This is a genomic window from Roseobacter sp. HKCCD5988 (assembly GCF_037830355.1).
GTDB lineage: Bacteria > Pseudomonadota > Alphaproteobacteria > Rhodobacterales > Rhodobacteraceae > M30B80.
Genome location: NZ_JBBLYJ010000001.1, coordinates 90,208 through 106,878, shown reverse-complemented (window position 1 = coordinate 106,878; position 16,671 = coordinate 90,208). Strand labels below are relative to the sequence as shown.

General features: G+C 54.1%; 16 protein-coding genes and 1 pseudogene. 12 read left to right on the top strand and 5 right to left on the bottom strand.

Annotated features, from left to right (window positions below; all coding sequences use genetic code 11):
• Positions 1 to 9 precede the first annotated feature (9 nt).
• Both AAC636_RS00540 and AAC636_RS00535 read left to right on the top strand, forming a co-directional pair.
• Positions 10 to 1,050 (top strand): glycosyltransferase family 4 protein, encoded by a 1,041-nt coding sequence (locus AAC636_RS00540; protein ID WP_340299988.1) that lies wholly within the window; start codon positions 10 to 12, stop codon positions 1,048 to 1,050.
• The gene (locus AAC636_RS00535) at positions 1,043 to 1,927 is read left to right on the top strand and encodes a UDP-2,3-diacylglucosamine diphosphatase (RefSeq protein WP_340299987.1); all 885 of its coding nucleotides are present in this window, start codon (positions 1,043 to 1,045) and stop codon (positions 1,925 to 1,927) included. The genes AAC636_RS00540 and AAC636_RS00535 overlap by 8 nt, the downstream gene beginning before the upstream one ends.
• Here the strand turns inward: AAC636_RS00535 and aroQ are convergent, their stop codons facing one another.
• Complete coding sequence (gene aroQ, locus AAC636_RS00530) at positions 1,928 to 2,365, bottom strand: type II 3-dehydroquinate dehydratase (RefSeq protein WP_340243793.1); 438 nt, start codon at positions 2,363 to 2,365, stop codon at positions 1,928 to 1,930.
• 150 nt (positions 2,366 to 2,515) lie between these two features.
• Between aroQ and AAC636_RS12480 the strand changes: the two are divergent.
• A pseudogene (locus AAC636_RS12480) lies at positions 2,516 to 2,728 on the top strand (flagellar motor protein MotB); the annotation flags it as partial.
• A 60-nt stretch (positions 2,729 to 2,788) separates the two neighbouring features.
• Positions 2,789 to 3,112, top strand: coding sequence for a FlgD immunoglobulin-like domain containing protein (locus AAC636_RS12475; RefSeq protein WP_445322527.1), 324 nt, complete (start codon positions 2,789 to 2,791; stop codon positions 3,110 to 3,112).
• Between the two features lie 6 nt (positions 3,113 to 3,118).
• Here AAC636_RS12475 and ubiB read toward each other — a convergent pair whose 3' ends face one another.
• Both ubiB and ubiE read right to left on the bottom strand, forming a co-directional pair.
• On the bottom strand, positions 3,119 to 4,648 hold the full coding sequence (ubiB, locus tag AAC636_RS00520; protein WP_340299986.1) for a 2-polyprenylphenol 6-hydroxylase: 1,530 nt from the start codon (positions 4,646 to 4,648) through the stop codon (positions 3,119 to 3,121).
• A gap of 3 nt (positions 4,649 to 4,651) precedes the next feature.
• Positions 4,652 to 5,416, bottom strand: coding sequence for a bifunctional demethylmenaquinone methyltransferase/2-methoxy-6-polyprenyl-1,4-benzoquinol methylase UbiE (gene ubiE, locus AAC636_RS00515; protein ID WP_340299985.1), 765 nt, complete (start codon positions 5,414 to 5,416; stop codon positions 4,652 to 4,654).
• 88 nt (positions 5,417 to 5,504) lie between these two features.
• On the opposite strand from ubiE, the gene mutM reads away from it, so the two are divergent.
• The 8 genes from mutM to gyrB all read left to right on the top strand — a co-directional run bounded on the left by mutM (position 5,505) and on the right by gyrB (position 15,136).
• On the top strand, positions 5,505 to 6,371 hold the full coding sequence (mutM, locus tag AAC636_RS00510) for a bifunctional DNA-formamidopyrimidine glycosylase/DNA-(apurinic or apyrimidinic site) lyase (protein ID WP_340299984.1): 867 nt from the start codon (positions 5,505 to 5,507) through the stop codon (positions 6,369 to 6,371).
• A gap of 64 nt (positions 6,372 to 6,435) precedes the next feature.
• Entirely contained in the window at positions 6,436 to 7,212 is a 777-nt protein-coding gene (locus AAC636_RS00505) for an enoyl-CoA hydratase (RefSeq protein ID WP_317657209.1), read from the top strand.
• A gap of 160 nt (positions 7,213 to 7,372) precedes the next feature.
• A complete protein-coding gene (rpsT, locus tag AAC636_RS00500; RefSeq protein ID WP_317657210.1) occupies positions 7,373 to 7,642 on the top strand; it encodes a 30S ribosomal protein S20 in 270 nt (89 codons plus the stop codon).
• A gap of 618 nt (positions 7,643 to 8,260) precedes the next feature.
• Positions 8,261 to 9,637, top strand: a complete 1,377-nt coding sequence (dnaA, locus tag AAC636_RS00495) for a chromosomal replication initiator protein DnaA (protein WP_340299983.1) — start codon at positions 8,261 to 8,263, stop codon at positions 9,635 to 9,637.
• A 138-nt stretch (positions 9,638 to 9,775) separates the two neighbouring features.
• Positions 9,776 to 10,894 (top strand): DNA polymerase III subunit beta, encoded by a 1,119-nt coding sequence (gene dnaN / locus AAC636_RS00490; RefSeq protein ID WP_317657211.1) that lies wholly within the window; start codon positions 9,776 to 9,778, stop codon positions 10,892 to 10,894.
• A gap of 39 nt (positions 10,895 to 10,933) precedes the next feature.
• Positions 10,934 to 12,010 carry a DNA replication/repair protein RecF gene (gene recF, locus AAC636_RS00485; protein ID WP_340299982.1) on the top strand — a complete coding sequence of 359 codons (1,077 nt, stop codon included), beginning with the start codon at positions 10,934 to 10,936 and terminating at the stop codon, positions 12,008 to 12,010.
• 8 nt (positions 12,011 to 12,018) lie between these two features.
• Complete coding sequence (locus AAC636_RS00480) at positions 12,019 to 12,645, top strand: LysE family translocator (protein WP_340299981.1); 627 nt, start codon at positions 12,019 to 12,021, stop codon at positions 12,643 to 12,645.
• 73 nt (positions 12,646 to 12,718) lie between these two features.
• Positions 12,719 to 15,136, top strand: coding sequence for a DNA topoisomerase (ATP-hydrolyzing) subunit B (gene gyrB, locus AAC636_RS00475; protein WP_340298251.1), 2,418 nt, complete (start codon positions 12,719 to 12,721; stop codon positions 15,134 to 15,136).
• A gap of 37 nt (positions 15,137 to 15,173) precedes the next feature.
• On the opposite strand, the gene AAC636_RS00470 is transcribed toward gyrB, so the two are convergent.
• Positions 15,174 to 15,752 carry a hemerythrin domain-containing protein gene (locus tag AAC636_RS00470; protein WP_340299980.1) on the bottom strand — a complete coding sequence of 193 codons (579 nt, stop codon included), beginning with the start codon at positions 15,750 to 15,752 and terminating at the stop codon, positions 15,174 to 15,176.
• A 242-nt stretch (positions 15,753 to 15,994) separates the two neighbouring features.
• Positions 15,995 to 16,618, bottom strand: a complete 624-nt coding sequence (locus tag AAC636_RS00465; protein ID WP_317657216.1) for a queuosine precursor transporter — start codon at positions 16,616 to 16,618, stop codon at positions 15,995 to 15,997.
• Positions 16,619 to 16,671 lie beyond the last annotated feature (53 nt).

Sequence of the window (16,671 nt, the reverse complement as noted above, 5' to 3'; positions counted from 1 at the left end):
ACAGCGCCAATGCCAAAACGTGTTTTGATCATTTCGGACGCATGGGGCGGCCAGATCAATGGTGTGGTGCGCACTTACCAAAATATCATCGCTGCGCTTGAAGCGCGCAATGTGGATGTTCAGGTCATTGGCCCAGAAGATTTTCGGCGGATTGCGCTGCCGTTTTACAAAGAGATTGAACTGGCAATCTTACCCGCGCGCCCTTTGCGCCGATTGATTGAAGAGTATGCGCCAGATGCAATCCATATCGCGGTTGAAGGCCCACTGGGTTGGGCGGCTTGGCGCTATTGCACGGCGCGCGGCGTTCCATTCACCACGGCCTTCCACACCGATTTTGCCCGATATATTGCGCTGCGCGTTCCCAAATTTTTGAGCAGTTTCGCTGAGCGGAGTGTCATGTCCGTTTTGCGTAAATTTCACAATGCCTCGACCTGTGTATTTGTTGCGACTGCGCGGATTGAGCAGCAGTTGCGAGATAGCGGGTTTACCGCGCCGATGGTGCGGTTGTTGCGTGGTGTAGATTATGATCTGTTCTATCCCGTCCCCCATCCAAAGCGCGCCGAGCCTCCAAGGCTTCTCTATGTGGGGCGCGTATCTAAAGAGAAGAATATCGAAGCTTTCCTTGCGCTTCCCATTGCAGCGGAAAAAATCGTTGTGGGGGATGGCCCGCTTTTGTCACATCTCCGCAAAGCCTATGGCAGCGTGCGGTTTACAGGCAGCTTAACAGGGCGCGCTTTGGCCGATGCCTATCGGGATGCGGATGTTTTCGTATTTCCTTCGCGCACTGACACGTTTGGAATTGTTTTGATTGAGGCGTTGGCCTCAGGCTTGCCAATTGCGGCCTTTGACGAACCAGGCCCATCCGACATTATGGGTCACGATCCGACCCTTGGGGCGATCAGTGACACTGATCTTGCTGATGCTGTGCGCCGCGCTCTTGCTGCCAAAGGTAGCCCGCAAGAACGGCATGACAAAACCAAGGCGCGCTATTCATGGCCGGAAGTGGCCGATGTGTTCCACAAGAACCTTGTCTGCGAGAGCCATGGCTGATCCGCGCCGTCAGCCAATCAAGATCAGAAGTTTGTTTCTCTCTGATCTGCATATGGGCCACAAAGCGGCTGATCTTGCAGCCGTTCGGAGGCTCTTGGCGCGCTATGAATTCCGCAACCTGTTTTTGGTTGGCGATGTGATTGATGGCTGGAAATTAGAAAAGCGTTGGTTCTGGAATGACGATTGTCAGAACGTGTTGAGCGAGATATTACGCCTGCGCCGCGATGAACGTGTGCGGGTGACGGTCATCACGGGCAATCATGACGAAAAGTTGCGCGAGATTTTACCCACGGTTCTCCGACCATTGATTTTGCGAAAATTCGGGCTTCGGATTGAGGAGCGGGTGATCCATTTGGCGGCTGATGGGCGGCGGTATTTGGTCATGCACGGCGATCAATTTGACAATCGTCTGGTCAAAGGGTCGTCTAAATCCTTGGATAATCTTTGGTCGTGGTTGACTGAGAAAGGCTATGTTCAGCCTATCAACCCGCGCCGTATCTCAGAGGTGGCCAGCCGAAAAAAACGATGGTCTTTGCGCAAATCCATTGAAGGGGGGATGCCGCTTTTGGGTCAGTCCTTCAAACGGCTCGCGCTTGAGCGCGCTGCGCGTGACGGGTTGGACGGCATCATTTGCGGCCACAGTCATATGCCTGAATTGAACCAAGCCGGCGGGGGTGTGTTCGCCAATTGTGGCTCATGGGTGCGCCGTGACGGGCCGCATCACGCGATTGCCGAACATGAAAATGGCCAGCTTGAGTTGATTGAAACAGCGCCAACAGGGGACACGCAGTCAGATTTGCCCCGCCGCAATGATATGCTTGGCGCGACTGTGGAAACCTATATCCGAAAGCTATGGCATGACCGTCGCGTGGGCTAATTACGCGCCATTTAGGGTCACGATGCGCCGCGTGGCGGCCTCATATCCGTCAAGCCCAAGCCCTGCGATCACGCCTTCGGCACGCCCAGAGACATAGGAATGATGGCGAAACGCTTCACGTTTATGAACATTCGATATATGCACCTCAATCACTGGCCCCTCATAGGCACAAAGCGCATCATAAATTGCGATTGAGGTATGGGTATAAGCGCCTGGATTGATGACAATACCACAGGCGGCTTCGCGCGCCTCATGGATCCAGTCAATGAGTTGGCCTTCGTGATTTGATTGGCGCAAAGAGAGATCAAACCCTTCGGGAAGCAGCGCCTTACACCGCCGTTCAACATCTTCAAGGGTTTCATGCCCGTAAATATGCGGCTCTCGCTTGCCCAAGAGATTAAGGTTTGGGCCATTGAGAATGTAAATCATCCGCGCCATCGTTATGCCATCCTATATGAGCAGATTGTTCTTTCGCGCAGTTAACCACGGCTTAGGGGGAAGTGCAAAAGCCGTTTACCCGATCCTAAAGTTTCTCGCATTACGCTATGGGCTCGTGAGGCTTTGTCTTTGGGAATGTGGATGCCGCCTATGGCTGATGATCTGAAAAATCGCCCCATTATCATTAAACGGAAAAAGGTTGTTGGCGGGGATGGTCATCACGGCGGCGCGTGGAAAGTGGCCTATGCGGATTTTGTGACCGCGATAATGGCGTTCTTTATGTTGATGTGGCTTTTGAACGCCACAACCGAGCAGCAGCGCAAGGGTATCGCAGATTATTTTAGCCCCAATGTTCCAATTGCCTGAGTTTCTGGTGGTGGCGAGGGCGCATTTGGCGGCGAAAGCCCCTTTTCCGAGCTCTCCGTGGCGCAAAATGATCGTGCCGCGCGGATGGAATTGGTGGTGATGAATTCCGGGGGCCAAGTTGTGCAAACCCAAGCAATTGACCCTGCAGGGGGACGGCTCAGATGGACGGGTGAAACAGAGGCAGGCGCCGCTTTGCCGAATGGCACCTATCGATTTGAGACGCGCGCCTATATCGAGGGGGAGGAGGTTCCAAAAACCGAACCTGTCCCCGTATTTGCCCGCATTCATGAAGCGCGGATGGAGGGGGATCAACTGCGCCTGGTTATGGCAGGTGGGGTTGAAATCGCCGCCGATCAGGTTGAGGCGCTGCGCATGCCATAAAGACGCCTATAGAAATTCAGCGATTGCCAAAATTCCCCCCGCCAAACCAAAGCCGAGCGCGCCATAGGCCACACGCTCCTTCCACCTTGAGACAGGCTTTGTGGGTTTGGTGTTGACCTGCGCAAGCAGCGCCGCCTCAGCTAAATCTGGCAAGCGTGGCCCGAACCGCGCGAGCACCTTTGCCGTTTTCAGAAGGTCGGCGATTACGGCTTTAGGCCCAATGTTGCGGGCGATGTAATCTTCGACCACGGGCTTTGCCACATCCCAAATATTGATATGTGGATCAAGGGAGCGCGCAACCCCCTCAACAACAACCATTGTGCGTTGCAGCAAGATCAGTTCAGTGCGCGTTTCCATGCCAAATTTTTCAGTCACATCAAAGAGATATGACAGAAGTCGTGCCATGGAAATGCGGCTTGCATCCATGCCGAAAATTGGCTCGCCAACCGATCTGAGGGCTTGCGCGAATTGATCAACATCGCGATCGGCGGGCACATATCCCGCTTCAAAATGCACCTCTGCCACGCGGCGGTAATCTTTGCGAATAAAGCCCATCAAAATTTCGGCGTAGACGCGGCGCGTGTATTCATCGAGCCGCCCCATGATTCCGAAATCCAAGGCCACAATGTCACCCACAGGTGAAACTTTGAGATTTCCTTGGTGCATATCGGCATGGAAATAGCCATCCCGCAGAGCGTGGCGTAGGAACATCTGCAGCACGCGCGCAGCTAAGGCGCGGCGGTCAAAGCCTGCCGCGTCAATCGCTGCGACATCGCCAAGCGGCACACCTTTGGCCCAACTCATCGTCATCACCTGCCGCGATGACAGGCCCCATTGAATTTGAGGCACATCAAAGCCTTCGTCATTTGCCGTGTTGGCCGCAAATTCCCCTGCTGCGGCAGCTTCGATCCTCAGATCAAGTTCCTGCAGAACCACACCTTCGAAATGCTCGACCACTTCACGTGGACGCAACCGCCGCGTGGCAGGTGCAAGGGTTTCGACCAGCCACGCGATCAGGTAAAAGGCATCGATATCTTTGCGAAAGGCGCGCACGATTTGGGGGCGTAACACCTTAACTGCAACCTCTTGTCCTGTCTCAGCCAAGGTCGCTTGATGCACTTGCGCGATAGAGGCGGCTGCGACTGGCTCGGAAAAGGCGCTGAATAATTGGTCGACAGGAATTTCCAATTCATCGGAAATGACCTTTTTGGCGCGCTCTGTCGAGAAGGGTGGCAGCTTATCTTGCAGCACGCGCAATTGTTGCGCCAATTCTGAACCCACCACATCAGGGCGGGTCGATAGAATTTGCCCAAATTTGATATAGGCAGGGCCAAGGGCCGTCAGCGCCCGTGTTACAGGTGGTAGGGCGGGGTCACCGCGATGCCCCAGCCATGTAAACGGCAGGCCCAAAACCCTTGCTGCAATGCGCAAGGATCGCGGCGCCTTCAGCGCCTCAAGCGCCACACGCATCGCACCTGTGCGCTCGAATGTGGCGCCTGTGCGGATAACACGCCAAATATTATGTGGCCCGCGCATCGGTTAAATTTTCCAACCAGAATGCAGCGCGGCGATGCCAAAGCTGAGATTACGATAGGATACTTGCTCAAACCCAGCGGTGCGGATCATCCCTGCAAAGGTCTCTTGATCGGGAAATTTACGGATCGACTCGACCAAATATTGATAGCTGTCGCGATCATTGGCAATCATCTGACCCATGCGCGGGATCACATTGAATGAATAGAGATCATATAGCTTTTGCAAGCCCGTATTCGGCAATTGGCTGAATTCCAAAACCATCAGGCGTCCACCAGATTTGAGGACACGAAACGCCTCATTCAGCGCATCCTGCACTCGGGTCACGTTACGGATGCCGAAGCTGATGGTGTAGACGTCAAAACGATTGTTTTCAAAGGGCAGCGCCATGGCATCGCCCACAATCCAATTCAGGCTGTCGGCCATATGCTCGGCTTCAGCGCGCTTTTGCCCCTCGATCAGCATGGATTGCGTCATATCAAGCACTGTTGCCTTCGCAGAAGGCGCGCGTTTGAGAAAGCGGAAAGCGATATCGCCCGTCCCGCCCGCAACATCGAGCAAGTCCTGACCCGCGCGCGGGGCAAGCCAATCCATCATCGCATCTTTCCAAACGCGGTGAATACCTGCGGACATGACATCATTCATCACATCATAGCGGCTTGCCACATTGGAAAACACGCCATGCACCATGCCTGCCTTTTCATCCTCGCCCACGGTTTGGAAACCGAAATGGGTGGTGCGGCTGTCTTGGCTTTCATCTTTCGATGTCATCGGGCCTTGCCCTCCTTCTCAACTCCCCTCTCTTATAGGCAGCAAGGGCCGGCTGACAATGCGACGCTTGGAACAAGGAGTGAAGAATTTGCCAGAACTTCCCGAAGTGGAAACAGTGCGTCGTGGTCTTATCCCCGTCATGGAGGGGCAGGTGATCACAGAATTGCGCCTCAATCGTGAGGGTTTGCGTTGGCCATTCCCTGCCAATATGGCGCGGGATGTTTCTGGAGCGCGTATCCTGCGTTTGCGGCGGCGGTCGAAATACATCTTAATGGATTTAGATCGCGGCACGACTGTCTTGATCCATTTGGGCATGTCGGGGCGAATGTTGATTTCGCTGGCTGAAGGCGCGCGCGAGACACTTGCGCAGTTCGTGCATGGCCATCCTGCCCCTCAAAAACATGATCACGTTGTTTTCGAAATGGCACAAGGCGCGCGTGTCACCTTTAACGATCCACGCCGATTTGGTGCGATGGATTTGTTTGCGACTGCGGGTGAGGCGGATCATTGGTTGATCCGCGAGATCGGCCCAGAACCTTTGGGTAACCAGTTTGATGAACGCTATTTGGTCGATGCGCTGTCTGGGCGCAAAACACCGATCAAGGCGGCATTGCTCGACCAGCGGATCGTGGCGGGCTTGGGAAATATCTATGTTTGCGAATCCCTGTTTCGCGCGGGGATATCCCCAACCCGTCAAGCAGGTCGAATTGCACCCGCGCGTGTTGCGTCTCTTGTCCCAATCATTTGCGAGGTTTTATCCGAGGCACTTGAAGCGGGCGGGTCATCCTTGCGTGACTATCGCCAAGCAGATGGGGAATTAGGATATTTCCAGCATGGATTCCAAGCCTATGACCGCGAAGGCCAGCCTTGCCTCAAGTCGGGATGCGCGGGCGTGATCCGCCGTATTGTGCAATCGGGGCGGTCAAGTTTCTACTGCCCTGCCTGCCAAAGGTAGTTTCAACTTTTGGCTTATCCTGTTAACCCTGCCGCGAATGCGAACCTGCGAGGATTGACTGGCGATGGCCTATGAAACCCTGATTGTGGACATTGAAAACCATGTCTGCCTAATCAAGCTGAACAGACCTGATGCGTTGAACGCGCTGAACATTCAGTTGCTCGGCGAATTGTCCAAGGTCATTAAATCCGCCAATTCTAATGATAAGGTTCGTGTAATCGTTATTACTGGCTCGGATAAGGCCTTTGCCGCTGGGGCAGATGTCAAAGAAATGTCCGAGAAAAGCTTTGTCGATGTATTCGCAGGCGATTTATTCACAACTGAGACCGAAGAATTACTGCGCTGTCGCAAGCCCATTATTGCCGCCGTTGCGGGTTATGCCTTGGGCGGGGGATGCGAATTGGCGATGATGTGCGACTTCATCATTGCCGCGGACACGGCAAAATTCGGACAGCCTGAGATCAATTTGGGCATTGTCGCGGGGATCGGCGGCACGCAGCGCCTCACCCGTTTTGTAGGTAAGTCGAAAGCGATGGATATGCATCTGACAGGCCGCTTCATGACCGCTGAAGAAGCAGAGCGGGCAGGTCTTGTCAGCCGTGTTGTCCCTGCCAAAAAATTGATGGAAGAGGTCATGGGGGCGGCGGCCAAGATTGCTGAGAAATCCATGGTCACTGTGATGGCTGTCAAAGAATCGGTCAATCGCAGCTATGAAACCACGCTTCGTGAAGGCGTTTTGTTTGAACGCCGCCTGTTTCATGCGCTATTTGCCACTGAAGATCAAAAGGAAGGCATGGCAGCCTTTCTTGAAAAGCGCGAAGCCCAGTTTCGCGACAAGTGATTCAGGGCTTCACATTCTGTCAGAATTCCCGTAATGCGCGCCTTAGACATGCGTGTGAGGCCCGCTTTGGCCAGAGGACCCGGTTATAAACCCGTGGTTGGTGCTGGGCAGGCGCGCGTTGCATTTTAATTGATACGAGCCTGAGAGAAGGGATCAACCGATGGCAAATACGCCTCAGTCCAAAAAACGCGCCCGCCAGAATGAGCGCCGCTATGAAGTAAATAAAGCGCGCCGTTCGCGTATTCGCACTTACCTGCGCAAAGTTGAAGAAGCGATTGCAACAGGCGATGCATCTGTTGCTGCAGCCGCGTTGCGCGATGCACAGCCTGAGCTGATGCGCGGTGTGACAAAAGGTGTCCTGCATAAAAACACGGTTGCGCGGAAAATGTCGCGTCTGTCGGCCCGTGTTAAGGCGCTTTCGGCCAAGTAATATTGGGCTTTGACCTAATTATTATGACAAATTCGCCCGCCTGTGCGGGCGTTTTTTTTGGAAAAATCTTTGTCGATCAAGGCCGTTCTGCGGATGCATCAGATTCGGGTTTGAAAAAGAATTGTGTCAAGCGTGAAGTTCTATTGCGAGGGGGGCGCGACTCCCGCTAGCCTTGCAAGGTGATTCAGATTGTCTGGGGGGACAGCTGACAGGTGTAAAAACCAAAGCGCGCAAATTTTTGTGCGCGGCGCAGGGTGGATTAATCTGCCTAGAGGTTGAGTGATGCTATTGCGTTTCTACGCATGGTTATCGCTCTGATCTATGGCTGAGTTGCCAAGCGTCTGCACCGAACGTATTTGTGTTCCCTCGAGAGAGTGACCGTATTTTAAGAACGGCAAAATAGGATCTCGCAAACTGCGAGTGGGCACCTTTTTTGCAAAAATCGTTCAAGACGGTTCGCTGTCGCGGTTTGGACGTTGCAAGCGGGCATAATTATGCCGTTGGACTTGCAATGGGTCAGGCAGATTTTCTGAAAACGTTAAGCGGGGATGATCCGCGTGGGAGCTGCCAGAAAGGCGGTTCTCATGCGGCAAAATTAAAAATAAGCGTAGGTGCATAATGACGAACGACAAGTGGGTGGATGTGTGTAATGAACTGCAATCGGCGATTGGAAAAAATAACTTCAAATCTTGGATTGAGCCGATTGAGTTTGACCGCATCGATGCCCGCATCGCGCGTTTCCGTGTCCCCACGAATTTCTTTGGCACTTGGGTTTCGCAAAAATTTGGGGATGTAATTTTGCGCCACCTGCATGGCGCAGGGCTTGCAGTAGACCGCTTGGAATTCTTGGTGCAGAGCACGCCCCAAACACCTAATACACCGCAAACGCCTGCAGTTGGGGCGCCAGTGCAATCTGCGCCTGACCTCTCGGCCGCGATCAGCGCCGATGCGGACATTCCTTTGTCTAATTTGAACCCTGCCTATACGTTCGAGAATTTTATCGTGGGCAAACCGAATGAGTTGGCCCATGCCGCAGCGCGCCGTGTTGCCGAAGGTGGCCCCGTGGCGTTTAACCCGCTGTTTCTTTACGGCGGTGTTGGCCTTGGCAAGACCCACTTGATGCACGCGATTGCTTGGGAGTTGACCAAAAACAAGCCCAACCAGCGCATTCATTACTTATCTGCTGAACAGTTCATGTATCGCTTTGTCCGTGCGCTGCGGGAAAAAGATACGATCGGCTTTAAGCAGATGTTCCGTTCGGTTGATGTTTTGATGGTTGATGATGTGCAATTCATCGCGGGCAAGAATTCTACGCAAGAAGAGTTCTTTCACACGTTCAACGCTTTGGTGGAACTTGGTAAACAGATTATCATTTCAGGGGATCGTGCGCCTGTTGATATGGAGGATCTCGACAGTCGGATCGCCTCGCGTTTGCAATGCGGCTTGGTGGTGGATTTACATCCAACCGATTACGAATTGCGCCTTGGTATTCTGCAATCCAAACTGGAGACACAGCGCCAACGCTATCGTGATTTGAAAATCGCAGACGGGGTTTTGGAATTCATTGCGCATCGTGTCTCATCGAATGTGCGGGTGCTTGAAGGAGCCTTGACGCGTCTTTGCGCCTTTGCTGATCTGGTTGGTGCCGAGATCACGCTAGATCTGACCCAAGAATGCCTTTCTGACATTTTGCGCGCGACCAGCCGCAAGGTGACGATGGATGAAATCATCAAAAAAACCTGCGACTATTACAAAGTGCGTCCAGCAGATTTGATGAGCCCCAATCGCGCGCGCAATATTGTGCGCCCTCGGCAAATGGCGATGTATTTGTGTAAGAAATACACAACGCGATCCTTGCCAGAAATCGGGCGCAAATTTGGGGGCCGTGATCATACGACCATTTTGCATGGCGTCCGTAAAATCGAAGAATTGATGAGCACGGATAGCCAATTCGTGGAAGATGCAGAATTGCTGCGCCGTCTTTTGGAGGCGTGATTTTCCGCACTAAGCCATGCCAATCGAAAGATTGTCATTGACCCCGGCTGTGCCAATCGAAACATTGCTGATAAAATACTTGTGCTGCGGCGCAGAGATAGTAACCTCTGCGCCCCGCTATATGTTGGAGACGAGGCTATGAAATTTTCGATCGAGCGCGCGGCCCTGCTCAAAGCTGTCAGCCAAGCCCAATCTGTTGTCGAACGCCGTAACACGATCCCTATTTTGGCGAATGTGTTGATCGAGGCGGATGGTAGCCATGTTTCCTTTCGTGCCACCGACCTTGATATTGAGGTGGTGGACAAGGTGGATGCCCATGTTGAACAAGCGGGTGCCACCACGGTTTCGGCGGTCACACTGCATGAAATTACGCGCAAACTGCCTGACGGGGCCTTGGTGCAAATCAGTGATGATGCAGCCTCGGGTCGCTTAATCGTACAGGCGGGCCGATCGAATTTCTCTTTGGCGACATTGCCCAAGGAAGATTTTCCTGTGATGTCCTCGTCCGAATATAGTGCAAATTTCTCGGCCAAAGCGCCGGCGCTGCGCCGCTTGTTCGATAAATCCAAATTCGCGATTTCGACTGAGGAAACACGCTATTATCTCAACGGCGTTTATTTCCATATTGCCGAAGGTGAAGAGGGACGGATGCTGCGCGCGGTTGCCACAGATGGTCACCGCTTGGCGCGCGTGGATACCGAGTTGCCCACAGGTGCCGAGGCCATGCCCGGCGTGATCGTTCCGCGCAAAACCGTGGGTGAAATCCGCAAATTGTTGGAAGATGACGATGCGGTGATTGCGGTTTCCGTATCTGAGACGAAAATTCGGTTCGCTACACCTGAGATCACGCTGACCTCGAAGGTGATTGATGGAACCTTCCCTGATTATCAGCGCGTGATCCCATCGGGAAACACTCGCAAATTGGAGGTGGATGCCTCTGAATTCGCGCGTGCAGTTGATCGTGTTGCCACAGTGTCGTCCGAGCGCTCACGCGCGGTGAAACTGTCCCTTGATGAGGATCGTTTGGTTCTGTCGGTGAATGCCCCAGATGCAGGCGCGGCCGAGGAAGAGTTGGCGGTTGCCTATGCGGATGAAAAGCTTGAGATCGGCTTTAACGCTAAATACCTGCTTGAAATCGCCAGCCAAGTGGATCGCGAGAACGCTGTGTTCATGTTCAATTCATCGGGTGATCCAACCTTGATGCGCGAAGGGAACGACACCAGCGCGATCTATGTTGTAATGCCGATGCGGGTCTGAGGCGCCGCGCGCGCCAAGTAGATTGAAAGAGCGCGCGGGATGAGTGCCTATATCTCGAATTTACATCTGTCGCATTTTCGCAGCCATCGTGGTTTGCGGCTGTCTTTCGATGGGCGGCCTGTTGCGATTTATGGGCCAAATGGGGCGGGTAAGACAAATATCTTAGAAGCGATTTCGATGCTGTCCCCTGGTCGGGGGCTGCGGCGCGCCCCGTCCGAGGATTTGATCCGCCGCCCAGAGGTGATTGGGTGGCGCGTGGCGGCGACCCTGCAGATTGACGAAACTGTGCATGAGATCATCACCCGCGCCGAGCCAAGCAGCCCCCGTCAGGTCGAGATAGATGAGAAATCCGCGCCCCAATTGGCGCTTGCGCGCCTTTTGCGGATGGTTTGGCTGGTGCCATCGCAAGATCGGCTTTGGATTGAAGGAGCCGAAGGGCGCAGGCGGTTTTTGGATCGCATTACGCTGAGCTTCTTTCCAGATCATGGTGAGGCGGTTCTGGCCTATGAAAAATCCATGCGGGATCGCAATCGCTTGCTAAAGGATCAGGTGCGCGATGCGGGTTGGTATGCGGCGCTTGAACGTCAGATGATGAGTGCCGCAGAGCAAATATGTGCCAATCGCAACGCCGCCTTGACCCGCATTGCTGCCGCGCAAGAGGAGGCGGAAACCAGTTTCCCTATCGCAGATCTGACCTTGGAGGAGGGAGAGGGTTTTACCGCGCCCACCGATTTGGTCACGTTGTGGTCTGACACGCGGTCACGGGACATGGCAGCAGGGCGCACGTTGGTAGGCCCGCATCGCACTGATCTTGGCGCGATTTATCGCGTCAAGGATGCCCCAGCGCGGCAATGCTCCACGGGTGAGCAAAAGGCCCTTTTGGTTTCTCTTATTTTGGCCAATGCCCGCGCATTAAAGCAGGACACGGGCCGTGCACCTTTGGTGCTGTTGGATGAAGTGGCGGCACATCTTGATGCAGACAGGCGAGCAGCCCTCTTTGACGAAATATGCGCGCTAAATGCCCAAGCTTTCTTGACAGGCACAGGCGCAGAATTGTTCATGGAATTTGGCGCGCGTGCGCAAGAGGTGCCGCTCGGGGTGGAGGCGGCCAATTAGGTAGGACAATGACAATAACGCTGGCCCAAACGGCGCTCTATGCGGGCGCGCTTTTCGTGCTGTTTCTCACCCCTGGCCCTGTGTGGTTGGCCTTGACCGCGCGCACATTGGCGCATGGGATGCGTGGGGCGTTTCCCCTGATGCTGGGGGTGGCACTGGGGGATACCGCATGGTCAGTTCTGGCCTTGGTCGGGCTTGCATGGTTTGTCGCAAGCTATGATTGGGTGATGGAGGCGCTGCGTTGGCTCGCTGTGGTTGTTTTTGCAGGTATGGGGGTCATGCTAATCCGTCATGCAGGCCACCAAATCAGTGCCGATAGCCGCCTTAATCGCAATGGGGTCTGGGCAGGGTTCATTGCAGGCCTTGCTGTGATTTTAGCCAACCCCAAAGCGATTTTATTCTACATGGGGATGCTGCCGGGGTTCTTTGATCTCAGCACGATTAACGCGACCGATATCGCCCTGATTGGGGTCATCTCCATGTTTGTGCCATTGGTTGGAAATACGTTTTTTGCGCTTTTTGTGGATCGTGCGCGCCGCCTTGTGACGAACCCAGTGGCGCTGACACGGATTAACAAGATCGCGGGCGGCCTGCTGATCTTGGTGGCTATAGCGATTGCGGTGTTCAACCGCTAAATATTGTGGCAAAGGCGTGACATTCCCACAATAACGCGTTATAAAACCGCGTAAGAAACAGGCAGAGGTCCCCATGGCCGAAAACGCGCCCGCGCCGCAGGAATACGGCGCAGATTCCATCAAAGTTCTCAAGGGCTTAGAGGCAGTTCGCAAGCGTCCCGGTATGTATATCGGTGACACTGATGATGGCTCTGGCCTGCACCATATGGTGTATGAGGTTGTCGATAACGGCATTGACGAGGCATTGGCAGGTCACGCCACGCAAGTTTCCGTCAAAATTCATGCCGATAATTCAGTTTCTGTGCGCGATAATGGCCGTGGTATCCCTGTGGATATGCATGCTGAGGAAGGCGTATCTGCTGCCGAAGTGATTATGACCCAGCTGCACGCAGGCGGCAAATTTGACCAGAACTCTTATAAGGTTTCTGGCGGTCTGCATGGTGTCGGCGTGTCGGTTGTAAACGCCCTTTCCGATTGGCTGGAACTGCGCATTTGGCGCAATGGCAAAGAGCATTACGCCAAGTTCGAACGTGGCGAAACGGTCGAGCATTTGCGCGTTGTGGGGGACTCCGATGGTGAAAAGGGCACGGAAGTGCGTTTTCTCGCCTCGCTGACCACATTTTCGAACTTGGAATATAGTTTCAAAACCCTAGAGACGCGTCTGCGTGAATTGGCTTTTTTGAACTCGGGCGTCAAAATCGTGCTTGAGGATGAACGCCCAGCCGAACCTTTGCGCAGCGAGATGGTCTATGAGGGCGGTGTGCGCGAATTCGTGAAATATATCGACCGCTCCAAATCAGGAATGCTGGAAGATCCAATTTTTATGTCGGGCGAACGCGATGGCATCGGCGTTGAGGTCGCGATGTGGTGGAATGACAGCTATCATGAGAACGTGCTGCCCTTCACCAATAACATCCCACAACGTGATGGCGGCACGCATTTGGCAGGTTTTCGTGGTGCGCTGACCCGCACGATCAACCACTACGCCAATACATCGGGTATCGCTAAGCGCGAAAAGGTCAATTTCACAGGCGATGATGCGCGCGAGGGGCTGACCTGCGTGTTGTCTGTCAAAGTGCCTGATCCAAAATTCTCAAGCCAGACCAAAGACAAATTGGTGTCCTCAGAAGTGCGCCCTGCGGTGGAGAATTTGGTCAACGAAAAGCTTGGCGAATGGTTTGAAGAACATCCCCAAGAGGCCCGTAATATCGTGGGCAAGATTGTCGAAGCGGCTTTGGCCCGCGAAGCCGCGCGTAAAGCGCGCGAGTTGACCCGCCGCAAAACGGCAATGGATGTGGCCAGCCTGCCCGGTAAATTGGCGGATTGTCAGGAAAAAGATCCCGCCAAATCTGAATTGTTCTTGGTCGAGGGTGACAGCGCCGGCGGTTCCGCCAAACAGGGCCGGTCGCGGCACAATCAGGCGGTTCTGCCTCTGCGCGGGAAAATCCTTAACGTGGAACGCGCGCGCTTTGATCGCATGTTGTCAAGCCAAGAGATCGGCACGCTGATCACCGCGCTTGGCACAGGCATCGGGCGGGACGAGTTTGACCTATCAAAACTGCGCTACCACAAGATCGTCATCATGACGGATGCCGATGTTGATGGCGCGCATATCCGCACGCTGTTGTTGACCTTCTTCTTCCGCCAGATGCCGCAGATCATTGAGGCGGGAAATCTCTTTATTGCGCAGCCGCCGCTTTACAAGGTGGCGCGCGGTAAATCCGAGGTCTATTTGAAAGATCAAGCAGCGCTTGATGATTACCTGATCCAAATGGGCGTTGATGGCGCGGTTCTGCGTATGCCCTCTGGCGAAGAAATTGCAGGCGCAGATTTAGCGCGTGTTGTTGATGGCGCGCGTGCCTTCCGCCGTGTTCTTGAGGCCTTCCCAACCCATTATCCCCGTCACATCCTTGAACAGGCCGCGCTTGCGGGCGGCTTTGATCAAGACCGCTTGAACAGCGATCTTCAGGGTGTTGCGGATCAAATCGCGGCGCGCCTTGATTTGGTCGCCGTGGAATACGAGCGCGGATGGCAAGGGCGTATCACCCAAGATCATGGGATCCGCCTTAGCCGCGTTTTGCGCGGGGTGGAAGAAATCAGAAACCTTGATGGTGCGGTTCTGCGCTCTGGCGAGGCGCGCAAGCTCTCCTCCGTCAGCGCCGAAACACGCGAGATTTTTGCAAAGCCAGCGCATCTTGCCCGTAAAGAACGTAGCCAAATCATCCATGGCCCGACCGAATTGCTGGATGCCATTTTGGCGGAAGGTGAAAAGGGCCTGACCCTGCAACGCTATAAGGGTTTGGGTGAGATGAACCCAGGCCAGCTGTGGGAGACAACCCTTGACCCAGAGGCGCGCACCTTGTTGCAGGTCAAAATTGACGATCTGGCCGATGCGGATGACATTTTCACCAAACTGATGGGCGATGTCGTAGAACCCCGCCGCGAATTCATCCAAGCCAACGCTCTGAGTGTTGAGAACTTAGATTTTTAAACTCTCCCCCAAAGCCCCCAAGCGCGGGGTCTTTGGGTTATCCGTCTAGGCCCGAAGGGCCGAATTTTAGAATGACGGGAACCACCAGTTCCTCTTCATCTTGCAAATGCCGATCTAACAGACGGGACAGGCGGGCCATCTCTCGCTCAAGAGGGGCAATTGCATCTGGTCCTTTACCCGCAAGCGCGCCCCTAATCGCCCCATTCGCTGCCGTAGCAAAATCCGCCAACAGCGGATCAAGCGCGTGGTGGTCACGGTCAAGAATATCAAAACCACGTTCAAGTTTGGGCTCTTTTTGCACAAGCAACGGAAAATAATGCTGATCTTCGATCGTGTGATGGCCGTGCAATTGCTCAAGAAGCATCCCACCAAAGCGAGACAGGTTGCGCGCAAAGTTTTGCGGATCATTGTTGCGATCTAGCGCCTGTTGCACAGCATCGGTCAACATGGCGTCAAGTCTGCGGAACATAAGGTGGCGATCCAACCAGAATGCGACCAAGCCACCAAAATTTGGATGCGCTTGCCATGTCTCGCGCGGGTAATCCTGCAACAGAATGCGCAGCGCATCGGGCAGGCCCTCGCGGTGGGCCAATGCAAGATGATCTATCTCAGTCATGGGAAACCTCTCATCGAAAAGGGCCGCTCTTGCAAGCGGCCCTTCGAGAAATCAGGAGGTGGGCGCGGTTAGGAAATCATCGCCCAGCCATTTCGGTTATCACCCTTAAGGCTGCTTAAAGGCGCACCTCCATCGCTGTCCCGAACCCTTTCTCCAATACCTCTCTAGACACTGGATCACCTCCTTTCATTACGTTACTGTTATACACAGGTTGCCACATATTTTGTGTTTGTCAAAAGTTTTTACGCAACCTGTGCCAAAACTTTGCGGGTAATCAGGCGGAATGGCACAAGCGCTATCAGCGCGAGCGCGAGCTTGACCAACCAGTCAGCAATGGCAAGGGATACCCACAGCGGCGCTTCGGGGCCGTGGCCCAAGATGGGCAAGATATCGCCCGCCCAAGAGACATCATTGGCAGGTTCAAGGAAGCTGAGGCTTGCTGAAAATGCGATGGTGAAGAACAGCGCGGTATCAAGGCTAGACCCAACCAAGGTCGAGACGACAGGCGCGCGCCACCATGCGCCTGCGCGCAGGCGGTCAAATATGGCCACATCCATCAACTGCGCCACGAGGAACGCAAGGCCAGAACCAAGAGCAATACGCAACGTCACCAATGGCCCAAACTCGCCCATGATTTGCGTGCCGATGAGAGAGCAGATCACGCCCGTCACAAAACCCGCAAACACAACGCGCCGCGCGGCGGCGACACCATAGACGCGGTTCATGATGTCAGTGACCAAAAAGGCCAGTGGATAGGTAAAGGCACCCCATGTCAGCCAATTTCCGAATAGAAACTGCACAAGGATATTTGAGGCCAAAACGATGGCCGCCATGGCAAGGATGCCAGGAAGATAGGAAGATTTCATAATGTTCATCCGTTTTGACAAGGTAGTCGGAGACTTGGCCCCGCGCGCATCGC

What these genes read in the sequence shown, in the direction of transcription:
- AAC636_RS00540 (WP_340299988.1), top strand. Translation starts at nt 10, where the DNA reads ATGCCAAAACGTGTTTTGATCATTTCGGACGCATGGGGCGGCCAGATC.
- AAC636_RS00535 (WP_340299987.1), top strand. Translation starts at nt 1,043, where the DNA reads ATGGCTGATCCGCGCCGTCAGCCAATCAAGATCAGAAGTTTGTTTCTC.
- aroQ (WP_340243793.1), bottom strand. Translation starts at nt 2,365, where the DNA reads ATGGCGCGGATGATTTACATTCTCAATGGCCCAAACCTTAATCTCTTG.
- ubiB (WP_340299986.1), bottom strand. Translation starts at nt 4,648, where the DNA reads ATGCGCGGGCCACATAATATTTGGCGTGTTATCCGCACAGGCGCCACA.
- ubiE (WP_340299985.1), bottom strand. Translation starts at nt 5,416, where the DNA reads ATGACATCGAAAGATGAAAGCCAAGACAGCCGCACCACCCATTTCGGT.
- AAC636_RS00505 (WP_317657209.1), top strand. Translation starts at nt 6,436, where the DNA reads ATGGCCTATGAAACCCTGATTGTGGACATTGAAAACCATGTCTGCCTA.
- rpsT (WP_317657210.1), top strand. Translation starts at nt 7,373, where the DNA reads ATGGCAAATACGCCTCAGTCCAAAAAACGCGCCCGCCAGAATGAGCGC.
- dnaA (WP_340299983.1), top strand. Translation starts at nt 8,261, where the DNA reads ATGACGAACGACAAGTGGGTGGATGTGTGTAATGAACTGCAATCGGCG.
- dnaN (WP_317657211.1), top strand. Translation starts at nt 9,776, where the DNA reads ATGAAATTTTCGATCGAGCGCGCGGCCCTGCTCAAAGCTGTCAGCCAA.
- recF (WP_340299982.1), top strand. Translation starts at nt 10,934, where the DNA reads ATGAGTGCCTATATCTCGAATTTACATCTGTCGCATTTTCGCAGCCAT.
- AAC636_RS00480 (WP_340299981.1), top strand. Translation starts at nt 12,019, where the DNA reads ATGACAATAACGCTGGCCCAAACGGCGCTCTATGCGGGCGCGCTTTTC.
- gyrB (WP_340298251.1), top strand. Translation starts at nt 12,719, where the DNA reads ATGGCCGAAAACGCGCCCGCGCCGCAGGAATACGGCGCAGATTCCATC.
- AAC636_RS00470 (WP_340299980.1), bottom strand. Translation starts at nt 15,752, where the DNA reads ATGACTGAGATAGATCATCTTGCATTGGCCCACCGCGAGGGCCTGCCC.
- AAC636_RS00465 (WP_317657216.1), bottom strand. Translation starts at nt 16,618, where the DNA reads ATGAAATCTTCCTATCTTCCTGGCATCCTTGCCATGGCGGCCATCGTT.